General features: G+C 69.5%; 19 protein-coding genes. 5 read left to right on the forward strand and 14 right to left on the reverse strand.

All coding sequences use genetic code 11. The features are described from left to right. Window positions 1-45 precede the first annotated feature (45 nt). Together V5F61_RS04755 and V5F61_RS04760 are read left to right on the forward strand one after the other, a co-directional pair. Window positions 46-888, forward strand: coding sequence for a ParA family protein (locus V5F61_RS04755; protein WP_393987690.1), 843 nt, complete (start codon window positions 46-48; stop codon window positions 886-888). A 32-nt stretch (window positions 889-920) separates the two neighbouring features. After that, complete coding sequence (locus V5F61_RS04760) at window positions 921-1,802, forward strand: ParB/RepB/Spo0J family partition protein (RefSeq protein ID WP_393987689.1); 882 nt, start codon at window positions 921-923, stop codon at window positions 1,800-1,802. Between the two features lie 146 nt (window positions 1,803-1,948). Here V5F61_RS04760 and V5F61_RS04765 read toward each other — a convergent pair whose 3' ends face one another. After that, the gene (locus V5F61_RS04765) at window positions 1,949-2,416 is read right to left on the reverse strand and encodes a Ros/MucR family transcriptional regulator (RefSeq protein ID WP_393987688.1); all 468 of its coding nucleotides are present in this window, start codon (window positions 2,414-2,416) and stop codon (window positions 1,949-1,951) included. 847 nt (window positions 2,417-3,263) lie between these two features. Between V5F61_RS04765 and recR the strand changes: the two genes are divergently transcribed. Beyond that, the gene (gene recR / locus V5F61_RS04770; protein WP_393987687.1) at window positions 3,264-3,869 is read left to right on the forward strand and encodes a recombination mediator RecR; all 606 of its coding nucleotides are present in this window, start codon (window positions 3,264-3,266) and stop codon (window positions 3,867-3,869) included. A 58-nt stretch (window positions 3,870-3,927) separates the two neighbouring features. Here recR and V5F61_RS04775 read toward each other — a convergent pair whose 3' ends face one another. The 13 genes from V5F61_RS04775 to V5F61_RS04835 form a co-directional block, all read right to left on the reverse strand. After that, window positions 3,928-5,871, reverse strand: coding sequence for an FUSC family protein (locus V5F61_RS04775; protein ID WP_393987686.1), 1,944 nt, complete (start codon window positions 5,869-5,871; stop codon window positions 3,928-3,930). Further along, window positions 5,868-6,344 (reverse strand): MarR family winged helix-turn-helix transcriptional regulator, encoded by a 477-nt coding sequence (locus V5F61_RS04780; protein WP_393987685.1) that lies wholly within the window; start codon window positions 6,342-6,344, stop codon window positions 5,868-5,870. Before V5F61_RS04780 ends, V5F61_RS04775 begins: the two co-directional genes overlap by 4 nt. Window positions 6,345-6,423: 79 nt before the next feature. Then, entirely contained in the window at window positions 6,424-7,569 is a 1,146-nt protein-coding gene (locus V5F61_RS04785; protein ID WP_393987730.1) for a cytochrome-c peroxidase, read from the reverse strand. Window positions 7,570-7,858: 289 nt separating this feature from the next. Further along, window positions 7,859-8,737: a carboxylating nicotinate-nucleotide diphosphorylase gene (nadC, locus tag V5F61_RS04790; protein WP_393987684.1), complete on the reverse strand. Its 879-nt coding sequence runs from the start codon at window positions 8,735-8,737 to the stop codon at window positions 7,859-7,861. A 244-nt stretch (window positions 8,738-8,981) separates the two neighbouring features. Further along, the gene (locus V5F61_RS04795) at window positions 8,982-10,535 is read right to left on the reverse strand and encodes an L-aspartate oxidase (RefSeq protein WP_393987683.1); all 1,554 of its coding nucleotides are present in this window, start codon (window positions 10,533-10,535) and stop codon (window positions 8,982-8,984) included. Next, window positions 10,532-11,515, reverse strand: coding sequence for a quinolinate synthase NadA (gene nadA / locus V5F61_RS04800; protein WP_393987729.1), 984 nt, complete (start codon window positions 11,513-11,515; stop codon window positions 10,532-10,534). The genes V5F61_RS04795 and nadA overlap by 4 nt, the downstream gene beginning before the upstream one ends. Before the next feature lie 83 nt (window positions 11,516-11,598). Then, a complete protein-coding gene (locus V5F61_RS04805; RefSeq protein ID WP_393987682.1) occupies window positions 11,599-12,552 on the reverse strand; it encodes an NUDIX hydrolase in 954 nt (317 codons plus the stop codon). Window positions 12,553-12,612: 60 nt separating this feature from the next. After that, window positions 12,613-13,665, reverse strand: a complete 1,053-nt coding sequence (locus V5F61_RS04810; protein ID WP_393987681.1) for a two-component system response regulator — start codon at window positions 13,663-13,665, stop codon at window positions 12,613-12,615. Further along, the gene (locus V5F61_RS04815; protein ID WP_393987680.1) at window positions 13,662-14,237 is read right to left on the reverse strand and encodes a chemotaxis protein CheB; all 576 of its coding nucleotides are present in this window, start codon (window positions 14,235-14,237) and stop codon (window positions 13,662-13,664) included. Before V5F61_RS04815 ends, V5F61_RS04810 begins: the two co-directional genes overlap by 4 nt. Before the next feature lie 2 nt (window positions 14,238-14,239). Then, entirely contained in the window at window positions 14,240-15,094 is an 855-nt protein-coding gene (locus V5F61_RS04820) for a CheR family methyltransferase (protein WP_393987679.1), read from the reverse strand. Next, window positions 15,091-18,693, reverse strand: coding sequence for a response regulator (locus tag V5F61_RS04825; RefSeq protein ID WP_393987678.1), 3,603 nt, complete (start codon window positions 18,691-18,693; stop codon window positions 15,091-15,093). Before V5F61_RS04825 ends, V5F61_RS04820 begins: the two co-directional genes overlap by 4 nt. Window positions 18,694-18,797: 104 nt before the next feature. Next, window positions 18,798-19,160 carry an arsenate reductase (glutaredoxin) gene (gene arsC / locus V5F61_RS04830; protein ID WP_393987677.1) on the reverse strand — a complete coding sequence of 121 codons (363 nt, stop codon included), beginning with the start codon at window positions 19,158-19,160 and terminating at the stop codon, window positions 18,798-18,800. 105 nt (window positions 19,161-19,265) lie between these two features. Next, window positions 19,266-20,489 (reverse strand): MFS transporter, encoded by a 1,224-nt coding sequence (locus V5F61_RS04835; RefSeq protein WP_393987676.1) that lies wholly within the window; start codon window positions 20,487-20,489, stop codon window positions 19,266-19,268. 324 nt (window positions 20,490-20,813) lie between these two features. Here V5F61_RS04835 and lptM point away from each other — a divergent pair, with 324 nt between their 5' ends. After that, the gene (lptM, locus tag V5F61_RS04840) at window positions 20,814-21,110 is read left to right on the forward strand and encodes an LPS translocon maturation chaperone LptM (protein WP_393987675.1); all 297 of its coding nucleotides are present in this window, start codon (window positions 20,814-20,816) and stop codon (window positions 21,108-21,110) included. Between the two features lie 52 nt (window positions 21,111-21,162). Then, window positions 21,163-22,431 (forward strand): diaminopimelate decarboxylase, encoded by a 1,269-nt coding sequence (gene lysA / locus V5F61_RS04845; RefSeq protein WP_393987674.1) that lies wholly within the window; start codon window positions 21,163-21,165, stop codon window positions 22,429-22,431. Window positions 22,432-22,448 lie beyond the last annotated feature (17 nt).

Below are 22,448 nucleotides of genomic sequence, written 5' to 3' on the forward strand. Positions count from 1 at the left end.
CCGCCGGCGATGCCCGTTTCGATCTGACCCGAGGATCCTCGACCCATGAGCGATCTCAATAGCGCTTCTCCCGTCCTGCCCCCCTCCTCTCGCGCACGCGTGCTCGCGCTGGCCAACCAGAAGGGCGGCGTGGGTAAGACCACCACCGCAATCAATCTCGGCACCGCGCTCGCCGCCATTGGCGAGAAGGTTCTGGTGGTGGACCTCGATCCGCAGGGTAACGCGTCCACCGGTCTCGGCATCGACCGGCGCGCACGCCAGCGCTCCACCTATGACGTGCTGGTGGGGGAAGCGACGTTCCGCGAGACGATTATGGAGACGGGCGTGCCGTCTCTGCACGTGGCGCCGTCGACCCTCGACCTCTCCGGCCTGGAACTCGAGATCGCCACGGCGCGAGACCGGCCGTTCCGCCTGCGCAACGCCCTGCACGCGCTGATGGAGGACCCGTCCGCTCCGCGCTACAGCTATGTCCTGGTGGATTGCCCGCCGTCTCTGTCGCTGCTGACGGTGAACGCCATGGCTGCTGCCGATGCCATCGTGGTGCCTCTCCAGTGCGAGTTCTTCGCCCTGGAGGGGCTCTCGCAGCTCATGAAGACGGTGGACCAGGTGCGCGCGGGCCTCAACCCGAACCTGGTGATCCATGGCATCGTGCTCACCATGTACGATGGGCGCAACAACCTGTCGGACCAGGTGGTTCAGGATGTGCGGGCCTTCATGGGGGAGAAAGTGTACGACACTGTGATTCCCCGGAACGTGCGCATCTCGGAGGCGCCGTCCTATGGCAAGCCTGCCCTGCTCTACGACCTGAAATGCGCGGGATCTCAGGCCTATCTGAAGCTGGCGTCGGAAGTGATCCAGCGTGAGCGAGCTGCGCGGGCGGCGGCTTAAAATCGAGTTCTGACGGAAGGAAAGCCTTGTCCATGGCGGATGAACCGCGCTCCCGGCTCGGCCGGGGGCTCGCCGCGCTGATCGGCGAGATGAACGATCCCCAGCCTGCGGCCGCTGCCGAAGCGCCGGCGCGTGGCGGCGCGCCCCGGCGCCTGCCCATCGAGCAGGTGCGGGCCAATCCGCGCAATCCCCGCAGGGCATTCCTGGAGGAAGGTCTGGAGGACCTCACCGCGTCGATCCGTGAGAAGGGAATCATCCAGCCGATCGTGGTGCGGCCCCTCTCCGGCGGGGGGGCGTATGAGATCGTCGCGGGTGAGCGGCGCTGGCGCGCGGCGCAGCGTGCGGCGCTGCACGAGGTGCCAGTGGTCGTGTTGGAGCTCACCGACCGGGAAGCGCTGGAGATCGCGATCATTGAGAACGTCCAGCGGGCGGATCTGAACCCGGTGGAGGAGGCGCAGGGCTATGAATCCCTGATGGCCGAGTTTGCTTATACGCAAAGCGATTTAGCAAAGGTTATTGGCAAGAGCCGAAGCCACATCGCGAACACGCTGCGGCTTCTGAAGCTGCCGGCGGAAGTGAAAATCTACCTGGAGGACGGACGTCTCACGGCGGGCCACGCCCGTGCCCTCGTCGGGCAGGAGCACCCTGAGCAGATTGCCCGGCAGGTGGTTGAGAAGGGCCTCAACGTGCGCGACGTGGAGGCCCTGGTGAAGGCGGGTGCGGAGGACATACGGCCGAAGGCTCCGCGGGAGAGTGCGAAATCCGCCGATGTGCGGGCGCTGGAAAAGCGCCTGAGCGACGCGTTGGGCCTCGGCGTGTCCCTGGAGAGCCGGGGCGAGGGCGGAGAGCTGCGTATCCGCTACGCGAGCCTTGAGCAGCTGGATGACCTGTGCCGCCGGCTCGGCGTCGCCTGAGCAGGAAGGCTCTTTCGCCGGTGGGCGTAAGCGGGGGCCAGGCGGGCGCTCGATCCGCGCCGAAGTGCTTCAGGCGCCAATGTTCTTCGCGGCCTGAGGTGGGCTCAAGCCGCGAAGATATTTCTCAATCGCCGATCTGCGGGTGATCAGGCGGCGGGGGCCTTGCGGCGGGTCGGCTTCTTTACGGGCGCGGCGGGCGCTTTTTTGCGGCTCTGGCCGAGGCCCATGTTCTTGGCGAGCTCGGAGCGCGCGGCGGCATAGGCCGGGGCGACCATGGGGTAATCCTTGGGCAGGCCCCACTTCTCGCGATAGACGTCGGGCGTCATGCCATAGCTGGTGCGCAGGTGGCGCTTCAGCGACTTGAACTTCTTTCCGTCCTCAAGGCAGATGATGTACTCGGGCGTCACCGACTTCTTCACGGGAACGGCCGGCTTCTGCTCTTCGACAGGGGGAGCGACGGGAGCGCCGAGCTGGCCGAGGGCGCGGTGCACGGACTCGATCAGGGCCGGAAGATCTGCTGCAGCCACGCTATTGTTGCTGACATAAGCGGCGACGATGTCGGCCGTGAAGTCGATGTGGCTCGGCGACTGCGGATTGGTGGTGGAGTCGCTCACGGGGCGTCCCTTTCTGCTTGCAAGCTGCGGCTGCCGGTTGCGACAGCACTGCATTTTGTCGAAATATCTGTGAAGTCGAAGCTTAGAAAATATTCTATAGCAGACGCCGGAGCAGTTACAATCAGGTCTCCGAAAAAACTTTGAAACCGAATGTCCGCAAAGGTTTCATGCATGAGCGAAGGTAGGCCCACCGCGAAAATCAATAAGCCGAAAGCGTGTGTGAAGACGGTTGATTCGCCTTTGCAAGTGGGGTGGCATGTCCCTTGGTCAAGTCGTGGGGGCAACCAAAAGATGCAAGAATTGCCGGAGGAGGATGCTCTGTTGCGCTGAATTCCGGCAAAGAGCTTGCCGGGCCCTCCCTCGCGCACCTCCGCGAAGTTCTCGTGAAGAGAGCGGTGGCCGCTAGCCGCCGAAAATTCGCGAAACACCGACGCCCATGCTTCTTCTGCTGCTCTTTTCCAGCAACGACGCCAACCCCGGGCGAAATGGCAGCCAATCGAGGCACCCCGGCACGCGCTCCACATGGCATGATTTGACGGCACCGGGCTGCCGCCGCTTTTGGGGAAATGAAGAAGGTGGTGCCGCCCTCTGAGGTCGAGCAAGAGTGAAGTCTGCGTTGCCGGGTGTCATTTCCATTTTGCTTGCTCGCCGCTTTCGATTGAAGAAAGGCGCCGTGATGCAAGTTGTTCCGGTTCAAAGGCGTGTGGCGCGGTGCATCGCGGGCGGTGAGCACTTTCGGGCCGCGCCAGCGGTTGCATTCGTCCCCTATGGGTGGTTCGCCCATTGGCGGAGGCGTCGCGAGGGTCTACATGCGGTCATCCTTGCCGCCACGAGATGAAGACAGGCCATGCCCCGTGCCGTCGCCGGACCCGAGATCGAACGCCTCATTCAGCTTTTGGCGCGCCTGCCGGGCCTTGGTCCGCGCTCCGCACGCCGGGCGGTGCTCCAGCTCATCAAGAAGCGCGAGGGGTTGATGGCGCCGCTGGCCCGCGCCATGACGGATGTGCTCGACAAGGTGGTGGAGTGCCGGGTGTGCGGCAATGTCGATGTGTGCGACCCCTGCACGGTGTGCACTGATCCCGTGCGGGACGGCCGGCTGCTGGTGGTGGTGGCCGATGTGGGCGATCTCTGGGCGCTGGAGCGCGCGAGCGTGCTCAATGCGCGCTACCACGTGCTCGGTGGCGTGCTCTCGCCGCTCGACGGGGTCGGCCCCGATGATCTCAATCTGCCGAAGCTGGTGGCACGGGTGCATGACGATAAGATCAGCGAGGTGATCCTCGCCCTCGGCGCCACCGTGGATGGGCAGACTACTGCCCATTACATCACCGATCTGCTTCGGGATCTTCCGGTGCGGGTCACGCGCCTCGCGCAGGGCGTGCCGGTGGGCGGCGAGCTCGATTATCTCGATGAGGGCACGCTTTCGGCGGCCATTCGCGCCCGCACCCAGATGTAGCCGCCCGCGCCTGAACGAGACCAGCCCGGCGCCGAGGGGAGGCCGGGGAGCGATGCTCTCAGGCGCCGGCCGGCGAGCGGGGGTCCATGAAGAAAGCGCGGTTGGCGCGCAGCGCCGCGGCGCCGCGGCGCAGGGCACCGGCGCCCTCGGCATCGTCTTGGCAAAGCCGCCGCGCGGCCCGGTCCAGGGCATCGGCCACCCGTTCGGGCTTCTTCGACAGGACGCGGAAGCTGGCCAATGCGGCCGACAGCGCGCGCGCCACGCTGTCGGAGCGGTGCTGCCCGGTGGCGCGCGTGTGCAGGGTGCGCACCGCCGTGCCCAGCGCCAGCGCCGCGAGCCCGCCGTCCACGGCCCCGAAGCCACGGTCTCCGGATTTCTCGCTCCAGCGCACCAGCCGCAGCAGCCGGTGATAGAGCCGTGCCCGCCAGCGCGCCGCTTCCGCCGGGCCGAAAGGTGCGCGCGCCATGGCCTCGAGCTCGCCCACCATCATGCCGATCAGCATGGCCCTCCGCCGTCGCGCGTCCATGGGAAAGGCGACGCGGAAAGCGACCATGGCGATGAGCGGCCCCAGCAGCATGGCGAGCACCATCTGCGCCATTCCCGCCGGCGTGCCATGCAGTGGGAAGGCCGGCTGGAGCAACAGCAGCAGCGACATGTTGTAATCCATGCCGGCCAGCAGGGTGCGGCGATGGGCCATTACGCCCGCGCCGAGGAGGATGAACGGCACGGTGAGCGCGATCACCTGGACGAGGTCGCCGGCATGGGGCAGCACCAGCCACCGCGCCGCGAGCGCGGCGAGCGCCCCGGCCACCGAGCCGCCGAGCACGAAGCGCATGGTGAGCGCGGGGTTGTCGAAGGTGGAGAACAGCGAGGTCATGATGGCCGCGCCCATCAGCATGAAGGGCCCGTAGGCCCAGCCGGTGGAGAGCCAGACGGCGCCCACCACCAGCACCGCGCCGGTGGCGCGCAGGGTGGCCGCGCGCGCGCCCGCGATGTCCCGGTGGAGAAGGAACTGGGGCTGGCCTGTGTCGTCCGGCGCATGGGGGCCATCGAGGTCGAGGTAAGCGCGGGCGAGGCTTTCCGCCGCGTGGTCAAGGCCGCTGTCGCTCCCATCGTCGGCGAGGCGTCGCCGCAGGTGGGCGAGGAGCACGGTGTCCGGCGTGGCGGCGTCCAGGGCATCGGCGGCGTCGCGCAGGGCGGCAATGCCCACGGCCTTCTGGCGGACGGTGGGCGCGGTGCCCAGGCGCCCGCGGGCGAACACCAGCGCGCCGAGCAGCGCCGCCATGAGCGTGCGCGTGCGCCGCACGGCCTGCCGCCGCCGGGCGGAGCCCGCCCCATGGGGCTCCAGGGCGTCGTCGATGGCCGCCATTTCCGAGACGATGGCCTGCTCCTCCGCGAGCAGGCGCGGCGCATCCGCGCTGTCGAGCGCGCCGGCGAGGTGGCGCAGCACGCGGGCGGTGAGCCGCCGCACGCGGCCGGGCAGGTCCGCCTCCGCGCTCGCGGGGGTGAACAGCCAGCCTACCGCGAACGACACGCCGACGCCGACACAGATGGTGAGCACCCGGTCCAGCGCGAGGCCGTAGATGTGGGCGGGGTGGCTGAAATCCACCAGCGCCACCATGGCGGCCGAATAGCCGGCGAGGATGGTGCCGTAGCCGGTGAAGCCGCCGATGAGGTTGCCGGCCCCCGCGCACAGCCCGATCCAGGCGGCGAGCCCGGCCACCAGCAGCGCCGGCTGGTCGGCGCAGCCGAGGATGAGCGCCACGCCGACGAGTGCGCCGGCCATCGTGCCGGCGATGCGGAACAGGCCCTTCTCCAGGAGCTGCCCGCGCGTCGGCTGGGCCACCACCCATACCGTCATGGCCGCCCATTGGGGGTTGTCGATGCGCAGCGCCGCAGCCACGGCGAGGGCCAGGGCGGAGGCGAGCGCGGTGCGCAGGGTAAAGGCGAGGCGCGGCCCGTCGAAGCCGAGCCGGGCGAGGCGGGAGGGGGCGGGCGTCAACGCAGCTTCTCCTCGCCTGGCATGGCGGGGGCGTCCGCCGCGGCGATGCGTTCGTCGATGCGCGAGAAGGCGGACATCATGGTGTCCAGCTCAGCGTCCGAGAGGTCTTCGAGCAGCTGGTCCTCGATGTGCGCGAGCTTGGTGCGGATGTCCGCCACCGCGGCGCGGCCGGCGGGGGTGAGGCTGAGCAGCTTCAGGCGGCGGTCGCGCGCGCTGGGGCGGCGCTCCACCAGCCCGCGCTGGGCGAGCAGGTCGATGAGCCGCACCAGGGTCGAATCGTCGATCCCGACGGCAAGCGCCAGTTCCTTCTGGCACAGGCCGTCGCCCTTCTGGGCGAGGTGCACCAGCGGCGCCCAGCTCGCGTCGCTGAGGCCGATGGCGGCGAGGCGATGATCAAGGGCGCGGCGCCAGCGGCGGGCAAGGCCCACGAGCTGGATGCCGAAGCGGCGGCGGCCGGACGAATCTATTTGCATCAAAGTCATTTGAATTAAAACTAATAGGTGCGCAACGGTCGAGCCATGCGCCTCGTGCGTGGCTCGACCTCGCCTGCCCTCAGTTCTGCAGGTGCTCGTAGCGGCGATCGGTCAGGGTCTTCAGGAAGGCCACCAGGGCGTCGATGCGCTTGTCGTCGAGGGCGGGGCCGGTCTCCAGCTCCTCCAGGGAAATGTTCTCAGCCACTTCCGGCGGCTCGAAGGGCTTGCCCGTCTCGGGGTTGATGTGCCGCGCCGGGTTCTGCGTGTTGTAGGTGTTGTAGAAGAGAACCACCGTGCGCAGATCCTTGAACACGCCATTGTGCATGTAGGGGCCGGTGACGGCCACGTTGCGCAGGGTGGGCACCTTGAAGCGGCCGGCCTGGGCCTTCTTCTCACGGCCCTTCAGGGCGGGGTTCTGGGCCAGGCCCAGGTCCCGGCTTTCGGGCTTCAGGCCTGCGGCCGCGCGCGCGGCGGAGTTCTTCGGCACGCCGATGTTGTGGAACTCGTAATTGCTGAAGGGCTCGCCATCCGTGCCGCCCTGCGCGTTCAGCTGGTGGCACAGGCTGCAATTGGTGAATTGCTGCGAGAAGAACAGCACCCGGCCCAGCTCCTCCTGGTCCGTCAGTTTTGCCTCGCCGCGCAGGTAGCGATCGTACTTCGAATCGAACGGGGCGAATTCGGGTGTCGCCTCATAGGCCGCGATGGCGCGGGTCATGGCGGCGTAGCCCTTGTCGGGCCCGTCGAGCACGCCCTTTCCGTAGAGCGTGTCGAAGGCGCTCACATAAGCGGGGTTCTCCTTCAGGCGCGCCACCACGCTCGCCTTGTCGGGCATGCCCATTTCCGCCGGGTTGAGGGGTGGGCCACCGGCCTGGGCCGCGAGATCGGCTGCGCGGCCGTCGAGGAACTGGCCGCCGTGGTAGAGGCCGGGCTTTGTCGCCTTGCCGAACGCCGGGCTGAAGCGGGCGTAGGCCGCCGTCGGCGCGTTGCGATCGCCGAGGGAGGTGCCGTCGTCGCCCAGCGACACCGCGCCCCCAGCGGCGGGCGTCTCGCGCGGGTCGGTGAAGGCGCGGTCGGGCGCGTGGCAGGTGGCGCAGGCCTGGGTGCGGTTTCGGGACAGATTGGCATCGAAGAACAGCGCCTCGCCGAGCTTCTCCGGCGTGGTGAGGATCGATGCGTCCCCTGCCCCAGCGCTGCCGGGCCCGCCGAGCAAGGCGATCACGGCCATCGCAGCCAGCGTGCCGCGCGGCCCAGGGGGCCGGCGCCGCGTGGTCCCGCGTGCGAAAACGGCGCGGTTGCCGTGGGCTCCCGCACCGAAAGAAAGGTTCACCATGGCGCTCCTTGCCGGTCCTGGGCCGGCGGGCACCGGGCCCGATCCGACAATTGGGACGCATCCTTTCGGCATGAAGCCGCCTTTGCCGGCGGGGGGCAATCCGGGAATCTACGAAAAGTCCATGAACTCAATGCCTTGGAATGATTCCAAGGCGCGCGGCGGTGCGTCCGCGTTACCGCCGAGGCTATTCGGCGGCATCGAGGCCGATATCCAGAATGGGGGCGCTGTGGGTCAGCCAGCCGGCGGAGATGAGGTCCACGCCGGCGGCGGCGATGGCGGGGGCCGTTTCACGTGAAACGCGGCCGGATGCCTCGGTGGTCATGCGCCCGTCCACCAGGGCCACCGCTTCCTGCAGCGTCGGCGGCGCCATGTTGTCGAGCAGCACGGCATCGACGCCGAGGGGGATGAGCTCGCGCAGCTGCTCCAGCGTGTCCACCTCCACCTCGATCTTCACCATGTGCCCGGCATGGACACGGATGCGGCGCACCGCCTCGGTGACCGAGCCGGCGATGGCGACATGGTTGTCCTTCACCAGCACCGCGTCGTCGAGGCCGAAGCGGTGATTGGAGCCGCCGCCGGCCCGTACGGCGTGCTTCTCCAGCGCCCGCAGGCCCGGCGTGGTCTTGCGGGTGCAGACGATGCGCGCTCGGTGGCCGCGCACCGCCTCCACCAGAGACGCGGTGGCGCTGGCGATGCCGGACAGGCGGCACATGAGGTTCAGCGCCGTGCGCTCAGCCGCGAGCATGCCGCGCCCCGGCCCCGAGACGCGGGCGATGAGGGTGCCGGCTTCCACTGCCGCGCCATCGCGCAGCCGCGCGTCGAAGGCGATGGCGGGGTCCATGAGCGCGAAGGCCAGCCGGGCGCAGTCGAGCCCCGCGACCACGCCGGGCTGGCGCGCCACCAGGTCCATGCGGGCGATGTGCCCGGCGGGAATGATGGCATCGCTGGTGATATCCCCGGCCCGGCCGAGATCCTCCAGCAGGGCGGCGCGGACGACGGGTTCGACCAGCAGGGTTGGAAGGGGGGGCAGGTCTGCGGGCGCGTTCACGGGCAGGTCCGTCATGGCGTTTCCTTCGGCAGGGTCGCGCGGCGGGATCGAGGAGTGACCCTGCCGGTGTTTTCTTCGTTCGCGCCTTCAGGCAGTACGCCTCGAGGGCGCCCGAGGGCGCGAACATTATCTTTGCGTCAGTGCATCCCTGAAGTCTTGCCAGGCCTCTTTTATTTGCGCTGTGGCCCAAAGCGGGTGCTCATGGGCTGCGCCGCAGCATCTTCCCGCGCGAAGCGGTTCCGGCATCGCGTGACTGCGCTCAGTGGCCGCGGACCAGTGCCGCGGGAGGGCCGGCGAGCTGTTCGGCCGCTGCCAGCGCCTGTGCCAGGGTGAGGTGGCTGCGGCATGCCACCGTCGCGGCTAAAGGAAAATCGGTGCGGCTGTGGGCGCCCCGGCTTTCCTCGCGGGCGAGGGCCGAGACCGCCATCATGAGGCCGACGATGGCGGGATCGGCTGCCGGCCCGCCGGCCCGTGCCAATGGCGCCAGGGCAGCCATGGCGGCTCGGAGCCCCTCTCCCATCCGCAGCACGCCCAGGTGCCGCGACACGATCGCCCGAGCCGCCGCGGGATCGGGCGGTGGCGGCATTTCCGCCGGCAGGCGGCGCGCGGGCGCGGTGGCGGGCTGGCCGGCAAGGCTTGCCGCCACCCAGCGGCCGCAGACGACCCCTTCCACCAGCGAATTGCTGGCGAGGCGATTGGCCCCGTGAAGCCCGGTGGAGGCCACCTCGCCGCAGGCCCACAGCCCCTCCACCGTGCTGCGCCCCTCCCCGTCCGCGGCGACGCCGCCCATGTGGTAGTGGGCCGCCGGGCGGATGGGGATGGGCTGGCTGGCGGGATCGATGCCGGCCGAGGCACACAGGCCGGAGATGGCGGGGAAGCGGCGCGCGAAGCCGGTGCCGAGGGCAGCGCGGGCATCGAGGAAGACCTCTCGCCCGGCCTGGAGCTCCGCCCATACCGCGCGGGCCACCACGTCGCGCGGGGCCAGCTCCGCGCCCGGCACATGAGCCAGGAACCGCGTGCCGTCGGCGGTGACGAGGGTGGCCCCCTCCCCGCGCACGGCCTCGCTGACCAGCGCGAGCGGCCGGGCGGCGCCGGCAAGCGCGGTGGGGTGGAACTGCACGAATTCCATGTCCGCCAGCACCGCACCCGCCCGCGCCGCGAGGGCGAGGCCGAGGCCGAAGGCGGAATCGGGATTGGTGGTGTGTTCGAACAGGGCCCCTGCCCCGCCGGTGGCGAGCACCACCTGCCGCGTGCGCAGCAGCGCCCCGCCGCCCGGCCCCGCCACCAGCACGCCGGCGATTGCGCCGTCCACGGTCGCGAGGCGGCGCGCCTCCACGCCTTCCACCACGGTCACCGAAGGGCATGCCCGAACCGCTGCCGCGAGGGCGCGCACCAGCTCGCGGCCGGTGGCATCGCCATCGGCGTGCACGATGCGGCGGCGGCTGTGGGCGGCCTCCAGGCCCAGGGTGAGGCGCCCGGCCCCGTCGCGATCGAAGCGGGTGCCGATGCGCGCGAGATCGGCGACGGCACCGGGCGCGGCGGCGAGGATGCGGCCCGCCGCCTGCGGATCGCAGAGGCCATCGCCGGCGGCCAGGGTGTCGGCGAGGTGGAGCGCGGCGTCGTCATCCGCGCCGACGCTGGCGGCCATGCCGCCCTGGGCGAGCGGGCTCGATCCGTCGCCGCCCAGCGGCGCGCGGGTGAGCAGCACGACGGGGCGCGGCGCCAGGAATAGCGCAACCGAGAGCCCCGCCACACCGCCGCCGATGATGACCGGCTGGTCTTCGAGCCCGGAGAAGGCGGTTGCGCCGGTCACAGCGCCAGCATCCGTTCGACCGCGACGCGGGCGCGCGTGGCGATGCCGGGCTCGATCTCCACCACATGCAGGTTCTCCTCCAGCGCCCGCCGGATGTTGGCGATGGTGATCTTCTTCATGTGCGGGCACAGGTTGCAGGGCCGCACGAAGTCGAGGTCGGGATACTGCAGGGAGATGTTGTCGCTCATGGAGCATTCGGTCAGCAGAACCACGCTCGGCGGCCGCTTCTCGCCCACATAGTCGGCCATGGCGGCGGTGGAGCCGGAGAAGTCCGCGGCCTGCACCACTTCGCGCGGGCATTCGGGGTGCACGAGCACCGCGACGCCGGGGTGGCTCTCGCGCAGCTCGGCCACGTCGGCGGCGGTGAAGCGCTCGTGCACCTCGCAGCTGCCGGGCCAGGAGACGATCTCCACCCCCGTCTCGGCCGCCACGTTCTCCGCCAGATACTGGTCGGGCAGCATGATGACCCGGGGCACGCCGAACGACTGGACCACCTTGCGGGCATTGCCGGAGGTGCAGCAGATATCCACCTCCGCCTTCACCGCCGCGGAGGTGTTCACATAGGCGATCACCGGCAGGTCGGGATTGGCGATGCGCATCTGGCGTACCCCCGCCGGCGTGATGGAATCGGCAAGCGAGCAGCCGGCGCCGGGATCGGGGATCAGCACCGTTTTCTCGGGGTTCAGCAGCTTCGCCGTCTCCGCCATGAAATAGACCCCGGCGAGCACGATCACGTCGGCATCGGTGGTGGCCGCCTCGCGGGCGAGGGTGAGGCTGTCGCCCACGATATCGGCCACGCAGTGGTAGATTTCGGGGGTCTGGTAATTGTGGGCGAGGATGACGGCGTTGCGCTCGATCTTCAGGTGCTGGATCGCCTCCACGTCGTCGGCGAGCAGCCCCCACTCGGCGGGGGGGATGACGCGTTTCACGCGCTCGTAGAGGTGGGAGGCGCGGGCGGTCGCCGAGCCGACGGCGGACATTTCCACGGGCGTGAGCTTGGACATGGCACTATACTCACTTTGAGCATATATTGGCTATATGCTTATACTGAGCATAACCCCTGTCAAGTGCGCGCGAGGGGCAGCTTGGTTCCCGAGAAGGCCCGCTCGGCCAGCACCGCGTGGCGGAAGCGGAAGAGTTTCGCAGGCCGGCCAATGCCTTCGGAGGTGGAAGCGCCGGTTTCCTCCACCAGCTCCTGCTGTTCCATGAGCCGGCGAAAATTCTGCTTGTGCACGGTGCGCCCGGCCAGCGCCTCCACGCAGCGCTGGAGCTGGAGCAGGGTGAAGGTCTCCGGCATCAGCTCGAATACCACCGGGCGATACTTGATCTTGGCGCGCAGCCGGGCGATCCCGGTGGCGAGGATGCGGCGATGGTCGCCGATCATGGGAACGCCGCCCGCCGTGTCTCCCGCCGCGCCGCCGCCCGCCGTTCCGTTGCGGCGGCCCTCGGGCACCAGCCCGGCCTCATAGAGCAGCTCGTAGCGCTGAAGCGTCATCTCCTCGTTCCAGGGCTGGTCGTCGAGGCCGAAGGCGGTGGCGGCGCGCAGGCGGCGCACGGCGCGCTCCGTGCCTGGCCGCCCCGCTTCGCTCCAGGCGGCCAATGCGGGGGAAATAAGCCGGCTAATCACATCCGGGGCGCCGTCGCGATGGTCCTCCCAGGGGAAGTAGTCGTACCAGCTGCGCCAGCCCCCCTCGCCGCCCGAGCGCTCATGCGTGAGGCCGAGGTAGCTGATGGAGATGGTGCGCGCCCCGCCATCTCCGGCGCGGTCCTTGTCGGCGAAGGTGTAGAGCTGCTCCACGTAGCCGATGGGATGATGGGTCTGCTGCTCCACCCATGCCCGGAGCCCGGATTGCAGCGAGCGGTGACCGAGTTCGAACGGTCCGGACGGCAGGGCCCGGCCCTGTTCCAGCGTCAGCACCTGCGGCGCGCCGCGGGAAACCGCCACCAGCACGGCGATGAGGTCCACCTGGATGGCGTGGACTGCCGCCGTCTCCGCCCGTTCGTTCTCGTCGCTCATGGCGCGATGCTCACGGGGCTGGCGTCGTCGGCATGCTGGCGGGCGGGCGCGGGGCGCACCTCAGGCATCGGCGGCGAGGTCTTCACGGGAGGCGAGGGCCTGCAACGAGGCGAGGCGGACGTTGCCCTTCCCGCTCTTCTTCACCTCATACATGGCGTCATCCGCGAAGCGCATGAGCGTCGCCGCGTCGGTGGCATGGTACGGGTAAAGAGCGATGCCGATGGAGGCTCCGACCGAGACCGTCACCGGGGTCGGTGTCTGGCGCAGGCCATAGGGCTGGCGCAGGGCGCTGCACAGCCGCTCCCCCTGGGCGAGGGCTGTCTGATCGTCGGGGAGATCCACCATGATGACCGCGAACTCGTCGCCGGACAGGCGCACCGCGAAGTCCTCGTGCCGCAGGTTCGCGCGCAGCCGCTGGGCGATGGCGCACAGCAGCTCGTCGCCGGCGGCGTGGCCGTGGCGGTCGTTCACCTGCTTGAAGCCGTCGATGTCGATGTAAAGCAGCGCGAATGCGTGTCCGTTCTGCTCGGCCTGGGCGAAGGCGCGGGTCAGGTGCTCCATGAACAGGATGCGGTTGCCGAGCCCAGTAAGGGGGTCATGGGTGGCCATGTGGCGCACCTGCTTCTCCACCCGGCGCCGCTCCTCGATCTCGATCTCGAGCTGCCTGTTGCGCTTCTCCAGCTCCTCCATCGCCGCCTTGAGGCGCATCTTGGAGATGTGCAGCTCCAGGAACACGGTAACCTTGGAGAGCAGCACCGCGTCGTTGATGGGCTTGGCGATGTAGTCCACCGCGCCGAAGGTGTAGCCCTTCAGGCGGTTGATGTCGTCGAGATAGGCCGCGGTCACGAACACGATCGGGATATCGCAGGTGGCCGGGTCGTTATTGAGCAGGGAGGCGACCTCGAAGCCGTCCATGTCCGGCATCTGCACGTCGAGCAGGATCAGCGCGAACCGGTGGTCGAGGCACAGGGCGAGCGCCTCGTTGCCGGACTTCGCCTCGTAGATGTCCGCCTCGACCGCCGCCAGCAGCCGGCGCATGCTGGCGAGGTTGGCGGAGACGTCGTCCACCACCAGGATCTTTGGGCGCGGCTCCGGGGCGGAAGATTCGGTCATGGCCGCACCGCTGCGTTGATGCGGACGGCGAGGGCGTCGAGTGGCGCGCACAGGTCGGCGCCGGCCCGCTCCAGCGCCGCGCGCGGCATGGTGGGGACTTCGGCTTCCTCAGGAGATTGGACCAAGGCAAGACCTCCCCGCTGGCGGATCTGCGCAAGACCTTCCGCGCCGTCGCTGCTCGCTCCGGTGAGAACGACACCAATAAGGCATTTGTGGTACGCCCGCGCAGCGGTTTCGAACAGCACATCGATCGAGGGGCGGGAGAAGCATACTTTCGGGTCTACCGAAAGGGAAAAGTGGCGGTCGGGCTCGATCAGCAGGTGGTAACCGCTTGGGGCCACGTGCACGCGGCCTTGTGTCACTGGCATGCGTTCCTGTGCCAGCGCCACCGGCAGGGCGCAGCTCTGCCCGAGCACCTCGGGCAGGAGGTCCGGCCCGCGTGCGCCCACATGGTTCACCACCACCACCGCGGCCGGAAGGCCGGGGTCGAGGCGCTCCAGCAGCCGGCGCAGGGCGGCGGGGCCCCCCGCCGAGGCGCCGATGACCACAGCCTGTGCGAGCGCCCCTGCCATGGTCAGGGCGCGCTGGTGCGGCGGTAGATCTGCGCCGCGCCGTCGATCAGCCTGAACTTCTCCCGCGCGTTCGCGAGTTGCATGTTCTCGCGGGTGCCGATGCACAGGAACCCGCCGCGCACCAGGCTGTCGGCGAACATGCCGAGAACCCGGTCCTGCAGCGGCGTGGAGAAATAGATGAGCACGTTGCGGCACAAGATGAGGTGGGCCTCACAGAACACCGTGTCGGTGACGAGGTTGTGCTCGGCGAAGGTGACGCGGGAGATGAGACGCTCGTCGAGCTTCAGGAAGTCGTAGCGCGCGTGGTAGTAGTCGGAGAGGCTGCCGGCGCCGCCGCTGTCGAGATAGCGCTGGGACGCCTCGCGCGCGTGCTGCAGGGGGAAGATGCCTTCCCGCGCCCGCACCAGGGCATTGGCCGAGATGTCGGTGGCGTAGATGCGCGCGCGCTCGTAGAGCCCGGCCTCGGTGAGCAGGATGGCAAGGGAATAGACCTCCTGCCCGTGGGCGCACCCCGCCTGCCAGATGTTGATGGCCGGATAGGAGGAGAGAATGGGGAACACCTGCTCCTTCAGTGCCCGGAACACGTGCGGGTCACGAAACAGCTCGGAGACCGGCACGGAAAGGCCGGAGATGGCCTCGGTGATCCGCTCGGGGCTGTGCAGCAGCGTGTCGGTGAGCGCGGTGAGAGTGGGCGCGCCGAACTGCAGGGCGAGGTTGCGCGCCCGCCGGGTGAGCGAGGCGCGGTTGTATCCGGAAAAGTCGTAGCCGTAGCGCCGGTCGAGGGCTGTGACGAACAGGTCGAGCTCCAGCTCCTCCAGGGCGGCGCAGATGGCGGCGGGATCTTCGGGCGGGGTCATCGGGGCGGCAGCCAGGCGCGGATCATGGAGAGCAGCTTCGGCACGTCGATGGGCTTGGAGAGATAGTCGCTCGCCCCGGCGGCGAGGCACTTCTCGCGGTCGTCCTTCATAGCCTTGGCGGTCAGGGCGATGATGGGGAGCTTCGCGAAGCAGGGCCGCTTGCGGATCTCCGCCATGGCCTCATAGCCGTCCATCACCGGCATCATGATGTCCATGAGCACGATCTCGATGTCGGGGCGGGTGTCGAGCTGGGCCACGGCCTTGGCGCCGTCCTGCGCCAGGATCACCTCGATGCCCTTGCCGCGCAGCACCTTGGCGAGGGCGTAGATGTTGCGCATGTCGTCGTCCACCAGCAGCAGGTGGCGGCCCTTCAGGTCGGCGTCGGGGTTCTCGGAGAGGGCCTTGGCCTCGTGCCGCACGGAGTGGAGGAACAGGCTCACCTCGTCCATGAGCCGCTCGGGCGAGCGGGCGCCCTTGATGACGATGCTGTCGGTGAAGGCCCGCAGCTTGAGACTCTCCTCGGCGGTCAGCTCGCGGCCGGAGTAGACCACCACCGGGACCTGCCGCTCCCCGGCCGCGACCCGTTCCAGCAGCTCGAAGCCCGACATGCCCGGCAGGCCGAGGTCGAGCACCATGCAGTCCACCGCCTCGCGGCCGATGACCTCCAGCGCTTCCTCTCCGCTGCCGGCCTCCAGCACCTTCACCGCGCCGGCGCCGATGAGTTTGCGCACGGCGAGGCGGGCGGCGGGGTCGTCGTCCACCACCAGCACGCGGCGCGGCTGGTCCTGGGAGAAATGGGCGAGGGTGGCGAGCGCGCCGTTGAGGTCCTCCGCGCTCACCGGCTTGGTGAGGAAGCCCACGGCGCCGAGGTCCCGTCCGCGCTTGGCCTCGTCAAGGGCGGAGACGAAATGCACGGGGATGTGGCGGGTGGCGGCATCGGACTTCAGCCGCTCGATGACGGTCCAGCCATCCATGCCCGGCAGCATTACGTCCAGCAGGATGCCGGTGGGCCGGTAGTGGCGGGCGAGCTCCAGCCCGCTCTCGCCGTCGATCGCCGCGAGCACCTGGTAGCCCTTGCGCCGCACCAGGCCGACGAGGGTGCGCGCGAACGCGGGGTCGTCCTCCACCACCAGGATGGTGGTGAGCCCCTCCCGCAGGGCCGCCCGGTCGTCCTCGATCACCAGCGCCGGCCGCGGATGGGACGAGGCGGCGGCGCGTGGCGACTCCGGCACCGGGGCTGGGGCGGCCGGCGCCTCCTCCACCACCGGCGCGCCGATGGGCAGGGTGAGGCGGAAGGTGGAGCCGGCGCCGAGCCGGCTCTCCACCGTCACGTCGCCGCCCAGCAGGCGGGCGAGGCGCTGGGTGATGGCGAGGCCGAGGCCGGTGCCGCCGAACTGCCGGCGGGTGGAGGAATCCACCTGCTCGAAAGCCTGGAAGATGGTCTCCAGCTTGTCTTCGGGAATGCCGATGCCGGTGTCCGCCACCTGTACCGTCAGCGTGTCGCCGGCGCCGCGCGCGAAGGTGACGGTGATGCCGCCCTCGGTCGTGAACTTGAAGGCGTTGCCGAGCAGGTTGTTGGTGATCTGCTCCAGCTTGCCGTCGTCGGAGAGGACGTAGGCCGGCGCGTCGGGCGCGACGGTGACGGTGAAGTTGATCCCCTTTTCCTGCGCCACGTGGCGGAAGTTGCGCTCCATCCGGCCGGCGACGGCGGGGATGGACACCGGCTCGCGCACCACGTCCATCTTGCCCGCCTCCACCTTGGAGAGGTCCAGGATGTCGTTGATGAGGCGCAGCAGGTTGGTGCCGGAGGAATGGATGATGGCCGCGGCCTCCACCTCCTCGGCATCGAGGTGGCCGGTGTGGTTCTCGGAGAGGTCGTGGGCAAGGATGAGCAGGCTGTTGAGCGGCGTGCGCAGCTCGTGGGACATGTTGGCGAGGAACTGCGACTTGTACTGGTTGGCGCGGGCGAGCTCGTCGGCCCGGGTCTCGGCGGCGAGGTTGGCGGCCTCCGCCGCCGCCTTCTGCGCGGCCAGCTCCTCCGAGCTGTGGCGCAGCACTTCGTTGGAGCGCTGCAGCTCGTCCGCCTGCACCCGCAGTTCTTCCTCGGAAGCGGCGACCTTCTGCGACTGCTCCTGGAGCTGCTCGTTGGTGGCGCGCAGCTCTTCCTGCTGGGTGCGCAGCTCTTCCTCCGCCACCCGCAGCTCGGCGGTCTGGCGCTGGGTCTGCTCCAGCAGCTCCAGGGTGCGCACCGCGCGGTTGAGATTGTCGAGGGAGAGCGCCACCACCGGCGCCACATCGTGCAGCAGCCGTTCTCGCGCGCCGGCGAGCGGCTCGAAGCTGGCCAACTCGATGACGCCCAGGAGCCGATTCTTGCTGACGACCGGCACCGCCGCCACCGTGAACGGCCGGCCTTCGCCGGTCCCGGAATGGATGCGGATGTAGTCCTCGGGCACCGGCGAGAGCACGATGGGTTTGCGTTCCTTCGCGGCCTGGCCGGCAAGCCCCTCGCCCAGCTTGTAATGGGTGGAGAGGTGGCGCCGCTCGGTGAGGGCGTAGGTGCCGCTGAGGACGAGCTGCTGGGTGGTCTCGTCGAAGGCATAGAACACGCCGACCCCCGCCTTCAGGCGTGGCGCCAGCTCCGTCAGCAGCTCGTCGGCGAAGCTGGTGACGTTCTCGGCCCGCTGGAGCTTCTCAGAGACGGCTCCGATGCCGGTCTTCACCCAGTTGCTGTCGTAGGTCTCGATGGCCATGGCCTTGAAGACTTTGAGAGCGCGGGCGATGGTGCCGACCTCGTCGCGGCGCTGGGTGTAGGGCACGACAATCGAGTGGTCGTGCCCGGCCAGCTGCTCCATGCGGCTCGCCAGAAGCTGCAGCGGTTGGGTGATGAGGCGGGCGGACAGGATCAGCGCGCCCACGCCCGCGGCGATGGAGGCGATGAGCGCCGCAAGGTTGACGAGCCGCAGCATCTGCTCGGTGCGCTCCAGCTCGGCCCGGGACAGCTGAAGCTCCGCGTCGGCCCGGCTGACGATCTGGCCGAGCACGTTGCTGATAGCACGGCTTCCGCGGTCGCCGGTGTCGCCGGTGGCGAAGTCGCGCAGGGCGTTGCCGCTGAATTCGGGGGTGACCTCGCCGCGGGCGCCGCGATCCACCAGGGTCAGCAGTGGCGCTGCCGTGACCGTCGACCAGGGCTCGTTGAGCTTGATGGCCTGATCCACCAGTGCGCGCAGCGCAGGGATGCCGGTCGCCGCCTGCTGCAGGTCTTCGAGCGCGGAATTGACCTGGTCTTCGCTGGTCTCCAGGCGCTGGCGCGCCACCGCAGGCTGGGCGAGCGCGTCCTGCACAAGCGTCAGCCTGCGCTCGCCGATGACGCGAATGGCGGCGTTGGCGAGGTTCATGTTGTGGATGAAGACGTTGGCCTGAGCCTGGAGCGTGTTGGCGCGCTGCATCGTCAGGCTGTTGGCACCCAGGAGCACGAGGAAGAGGAACAGCAGCACCATGAAGATGCTGCCCAGCTTCCATTGCAGCGACAGGTTGGCGAGCCAGGATGTGCCCGACCCGGCTCGTGCATCCGGCTCCGCCTCGGCGTTCACTCCGGCCATGCGATCCCCCATTTTGCTACCGTCCCGCGCGGCGGGCATTCAACCATGCAATCGGAAAAAAGTCCTGAAGCGGCAACGGGGTCGGCCGCCCTCCGCCGCTGCCTCTAGGGCAGGATCTCGCGCACGCGCTCCATCGGCCGGCACAGGCGCACGCCCCTGGTGGTGAACACGAACGGCCGCTCGATCAACGCGGGGTGCGCGACCAGGGCATCGAGGAGGGCGTCGTCGGGGAGGGCGGGGTCGTCGAGCCCGAGCTCGGCATAGAGGGCGCCCTTGCGGCGCACCGCATCCCGCACGGTGATGCCGGCGGCGGCGATGGCGGCGGCCAGCTCCGCGCGGCTCGGCGGGGTTTTCAGATACTGGACGATCTCCGGCTCGATGCCCGTTTCCCGCAGCAGCGCCAGGGTGTTGCGGGAGGTGCCGCAGGACGGGTTATGCCAGATGGTGACGCGCGACGGGCCGCTCATGGCCGGGGCTCCGGATGTGGGGGGCTGCGCCGGGGGCCCCGGCGCGCCGACATCAAGCGGCCGCCGATGGGTGGTGTCAATCGGCGCTGCCGGGCGCCGGCCCGCTCACACCGCCGGGGTGAGCGGGCCGGATTCCGTCCCGGCCTTTGCGGCGAGATCGATGCGATGGGAGACGATGGCGAGCAGCATGGCGACGCTGGCCAGCGTGGCGCCGATCCACGGCAGGTCCATGTAGCCGAGGCCGAGGGTCAGCCCCACCCCGCCGATGCCCGCGCCGATGGCGTTGCCCAGGTTGAAGGCGCCCTGGTTGATGGTGGAGGCGAGGTTGGGCGCTTCGGCGGCCTCCTTCACCACCCGCATCTGCAGCGGTGCCACCAGCGCGAAGCCCAGCGCGCCCCAGGCGAACAGCGTGATGGCTGCCGGCAGCGGATGGGCGCTGGTGAGCGGGAACAGCGCGAGCAGCACCACCTCCACCGCCGAGATGCCGATGATGGTGGGCATGAGGCTGCGGTCGGCAAGCCAGCCGCCGCCGAAATTGCCCACCGTGAGCCCCACCCCGAACACCAGCAGCATGAGCGTGACGCCATGGGCCGACACGCCGGTGTGGGTGGTCAGGATCGGCGCGATGTAGGTGAAGACGCTGAACAGGCTGGAGGAGGCGACGATGGAGATGAGCATCGCCAGCAGCACCTGGACCGAGCCGATGGCCCTGGCCTCCCGTTTCAGCTCCAGCGGCGGCGCTGGCAGCTCGCGCGGGAGCCACATGGCGAGGGCGACCGCCGCCACCACGCCGATGGCCACCACCGCGAGGAAGGTGTCGCGCCAGGAGAACATCTCGCCCATGGCGGTGCCGAGCGGCACGCCCAGCACGTTGGCGATGGTGAGGCCGGCGAACATCATGGCGATGGCCTGGGCCTTGCGGCTCGGCGGGGAGAGCTCCGCCGCCACCACGGCCCCGAGCCCGAAGAAGGCGCCGTGGCACAAGGCGGTGACGACGCGCGCGCCCATCAGCAGCCAGAAGCCCGGCGCCAGCGCGCACAGGAGGTTGCCGGCGATGAACACGCCCATCAGCACCATCAGCGCGTGGCGCCGGTTCATGCGCGCGGTGGCGATGGCGAGGAAGGGCGAGCCGAAGGTGACGCTCAGCGCATAGCCCGTGACCAGGAAGCCGGCCTGGGGGATGCTCACCGAAAGGTCCGCCGCCACGTTCGGCAGCAGGCCGACGATGACATATTCCGTCGTGCCGATGCCGAACGAGGCGAGGGCGAGCGCGAGCAGGGCGAGGCGCACGGCCTTCGCGCCGCCGGCGGGGGAGGATGAGCCATCCATGGGACGCAACACCGGGATAAGGGGCAAACGCCTGCAGGCTCCGGCGCGACGGCACGCCTTCCAGGCAGGATCCGCGGACCATATGCTGCGCCGCGATGGCGCGGAAATGAAATCTCCGACTAGATTCGAGGCGCGGCGAGAATGCTGGCGGCGCGGTGGCCGCCGGGCGGCAGAAGCCGGGCAGCCCGTGTCCCCGCCGATACGGCGCGCCGCTGTCGCGCGGCCCTCGGGTGTGCCGCGCCGAAAAGGGGGCGTGAAGGGGGCTCGCGTTTGGCGCGGCACAGGTTATATTGGCCGCGAATTGACCGGATGGCCCTAAGCTCCATGTTTCGTCTCACCTTGCCCCTGGCGCTCGTCGCCGCCTTCGCCCTGGCGGCGTGCGGCGTGAAGGGTCCGCTTGAGCCGCCCCCCGGCGCTCCGGTCGTGACGCCGCAGGCGCAGGTGGCGCCGCCCCCCAATGTCCGCCACAGCGCGGGCACTCTGGGCGGCTCCGCATCCGACATGGTTTCCAACTCCTCAACCCATGCGGCCTGGGAGAAGGACCAGAGGGGAGCCTCGAGTGATCCGCTGAAGGGTTACCCGCGGCCCGATCAGCCCTTCATTCTCGACGGCCTGCTCTGAGGCGCCCGGCGCCCCGGCCCGGCCCGGCGCGCAACGCGAAGACATTCGTTCCATGCACCATTTCGATTACCGCGACGGACACCTCCATGCCGAGGGCGTGGATCTGGTGACCCTGGCGTCGGAAGTCCGCACGCCCCTCTACTGCTATTCCTCGGCCACGCTGGAGCGGCACTACAAGGTCTTCATGGAGGCCTTCGCCGATCGCGAGGCGCTGTTGTGCTACGCGCTGAAGGCCAATTCCAACCAGTCGGTCATCGCCACCCTGGCGCGGCTGGGGGCAGGGGCGGACATCGTCTCCGTGGGCGAGCTGCGGCGCGCGCTGGCGGCCGGCGTGCCGGGCGGCCGCATCGTCTTTTCCGGCGTCGGCAAGACGCGCGAGGAGATGGCGGAGGCCATCGCCGCCGGCATCCTCTGCTTCAATGTGGAAAGCGAGCCGGAGCTGCACGTGCTCTCCGAAGTGGCGACCGCCCTCGGGCGCACCGCTCCGGTCTCCATCCGCGTCAATCCGGATGTGGACGCCAAGACCCACAAGAAGATCTCCACCGGCCGCTCGGCCACCAAGTTCGGCATTCCCATCTCCCGCGCGCGGGAGGTCTATGATCTGGTGGCGCGCCTGCCCGGCCTCGCCGTCACCGGCGTCGACATGCACATCGGCAGTCAGATCACCGACATGGCGCCCGTGGAGAACGCCGTGGCGCTGTTGGCGGACCTTGCCCGCGACCTCATGGCCGCCGGCCACCGGCTGCATCACCTCGACCTCGGGGGCGGCCTCGGCGTGCCCTATGCGGCGAGCGACCCGGTGCCGCCGCCCCCCGCCGAATATGCCGCGGTGGTGCGCCGGGCCCTGGGCGGGCTCGACCTGCCGCTGGTGTTCGAGATGGGCCGCATGGTGGTGGCCAACGCCGGCATCCTCGTCACCCGCGTGCTCTACGTGAAGCATGGTGAGGGCAAGACCTTCGTGATCGTGGATGCGGCCATGAACGACCTCATCCGCCCCACCCTCTACGAGGCTCACCACGACATCCTGCCCGTGGCGGAACCGGCGGCGGACACCCCCACCATGGTGGCCGACGTGGTCGGGCCGGTGTGCGAGACCGGTGATTTCCTCGCCCTCGACCGCGAGATGCCGGAGGTGAAGGCGGGCGACCTGCTGGCGGTGATGACCGCAGGCGCCTATGGCGCGGTGCAGGCCTCCACCTACAACACCCGCGCCCTGGTGCCGGAAGTGCTGGTGAACGGCGCGGCGGCCGCCGTGGTGCGCCCGCGCGTGGACGTGGACGCCCTCATCGCCCTCGACAGCATGGCGCCCTGGCTCGGCTGAACCGACGGGGACGCCGC

The sequence above is a fragment of the Xanthobacter sediminis genome (assembly GCF_043195015.1).
Lineage (GTDB): Bacteria > Pseudomonadota > Alphaproteobacteria > Rhizobiales > Xanthobacteraceae > Xanthobacter.

Excerpts from the sequence above, each read along its gene's own strand:
- V5F61_RS04835 (WP_393987676.1), bottom strand. The coding sequence starts at position 20,489 with ATGGATGGCTCATCCTCCCCCGCCGGCGGCGCGAAGGCCGTGCGCCTC.
- V5F61_RS04760 (WP_393987689.1), top strand. The coding sequence starts at position 921 with ATGGCGGATGAACCGCGCTCCCGGCTCGGCCGGGGGCTCGCCGCGCTG.
- V5F61_RS04825 (WP_393987678.1), bottom strand. The coding sequence starts at position 18,693 with ATGGCCGGAGTGAACGCCGAGGCGGAGCCGGATGCACGAGCCGGGTCG.
- V5F61_RS04810 (WP_393987681.1), bottom strand. The coding sequence starts at position 13,665 with ATGACCGAATCTTCCGCCCCGGAGCCGCGCCCAAAGATCCTGGTGGTG.
- lysA (WP_393987674.1), top strand. The coding sequence starts at position 21,163 with ATGCACCATTTCGATTACCGCGACGGACACCTCCATGCCGAGGGCGTG.
- arsC (WP_393987677.1), bottom strand. The coding sequence starts at position 19,160 with ATGAGCGGCCCGTCGCGCGTCACCATCTGGCATAACCCGTCCTGCGGC.
- lptM (WP_393987675.1), top strand. The coding sequence starts at position 20,814 with ATGTTTCGTCTCACCTTGCCCCTGGCGCTCGTCGCCGCCTTCGCCCTG.
- V5F61_RS04785 (WP_393987730.1), bottom strand. The coding sequence starts at position 7,569 with ATGGCCGTGATCGCCTTGCTCGGCGGGCCCGGCAGCGCTGGGGCAGGG.
- nadC (WP_393987684.1), bottom strand. The coding sequence starts at position 8,737 with ATGACGGACCTGCCCGTGAACGCGCCCGCAGACCTGCCCCCCCTTCCA.
- V5F61_RS04780 (WP_393987685.1), bottom strand. The coding sequence starts at position 6,344 with ATGCAAATAGATTCGTCCGGCCGCCGCCGCTTCGGCATCCAGCTCGTG.
- V5F61_RS04820 (WP_393987679.1), bottom strand. The coding sequence starts at position 15,094 with ATGACCCCGCCCGAAGATCCCGCCGCCATCTGCGCCGCCCTGGAGGAG.
- recR (WP_393987687.1), top strand. The coding sequence starts at position 3,264 with ATGCCCCGTGCCGTCGCCGGACCCGAGATCGAACGCCTCATTCAGCTT.
- V5F61_RS04805 (WP_393987682.1), bottom strand. The coding sequence starts at position 12,552 with ATGAGCGACGAGAACGAACGGGCGGAGACGGCGGCAGTCCACGCCATC.
- V5F61_RS04755 (WP_393987690.1), top strand. The coding sequence starts at position 46 with ATGAGCGATCTCAATAGCGCTTCTCCCGTCCTGCCCCCCTCCTCTCGC.
- V5F61_RS04815 (WP_393987680.1), bottom strand. The coding sequence starts at position 14,237 with ATGGCAGGGGCGCTCGCACAGGCTGTGGTCATCGGCGCCTCGGCGGGG.
- nadA (WP_393987729.1), bottom strand. The coding sequence starts at position 11,515 with ATGTCCGCCGTCGGCTCGGCGACCGCCCGCGCCTCCCACCTCTACGAG.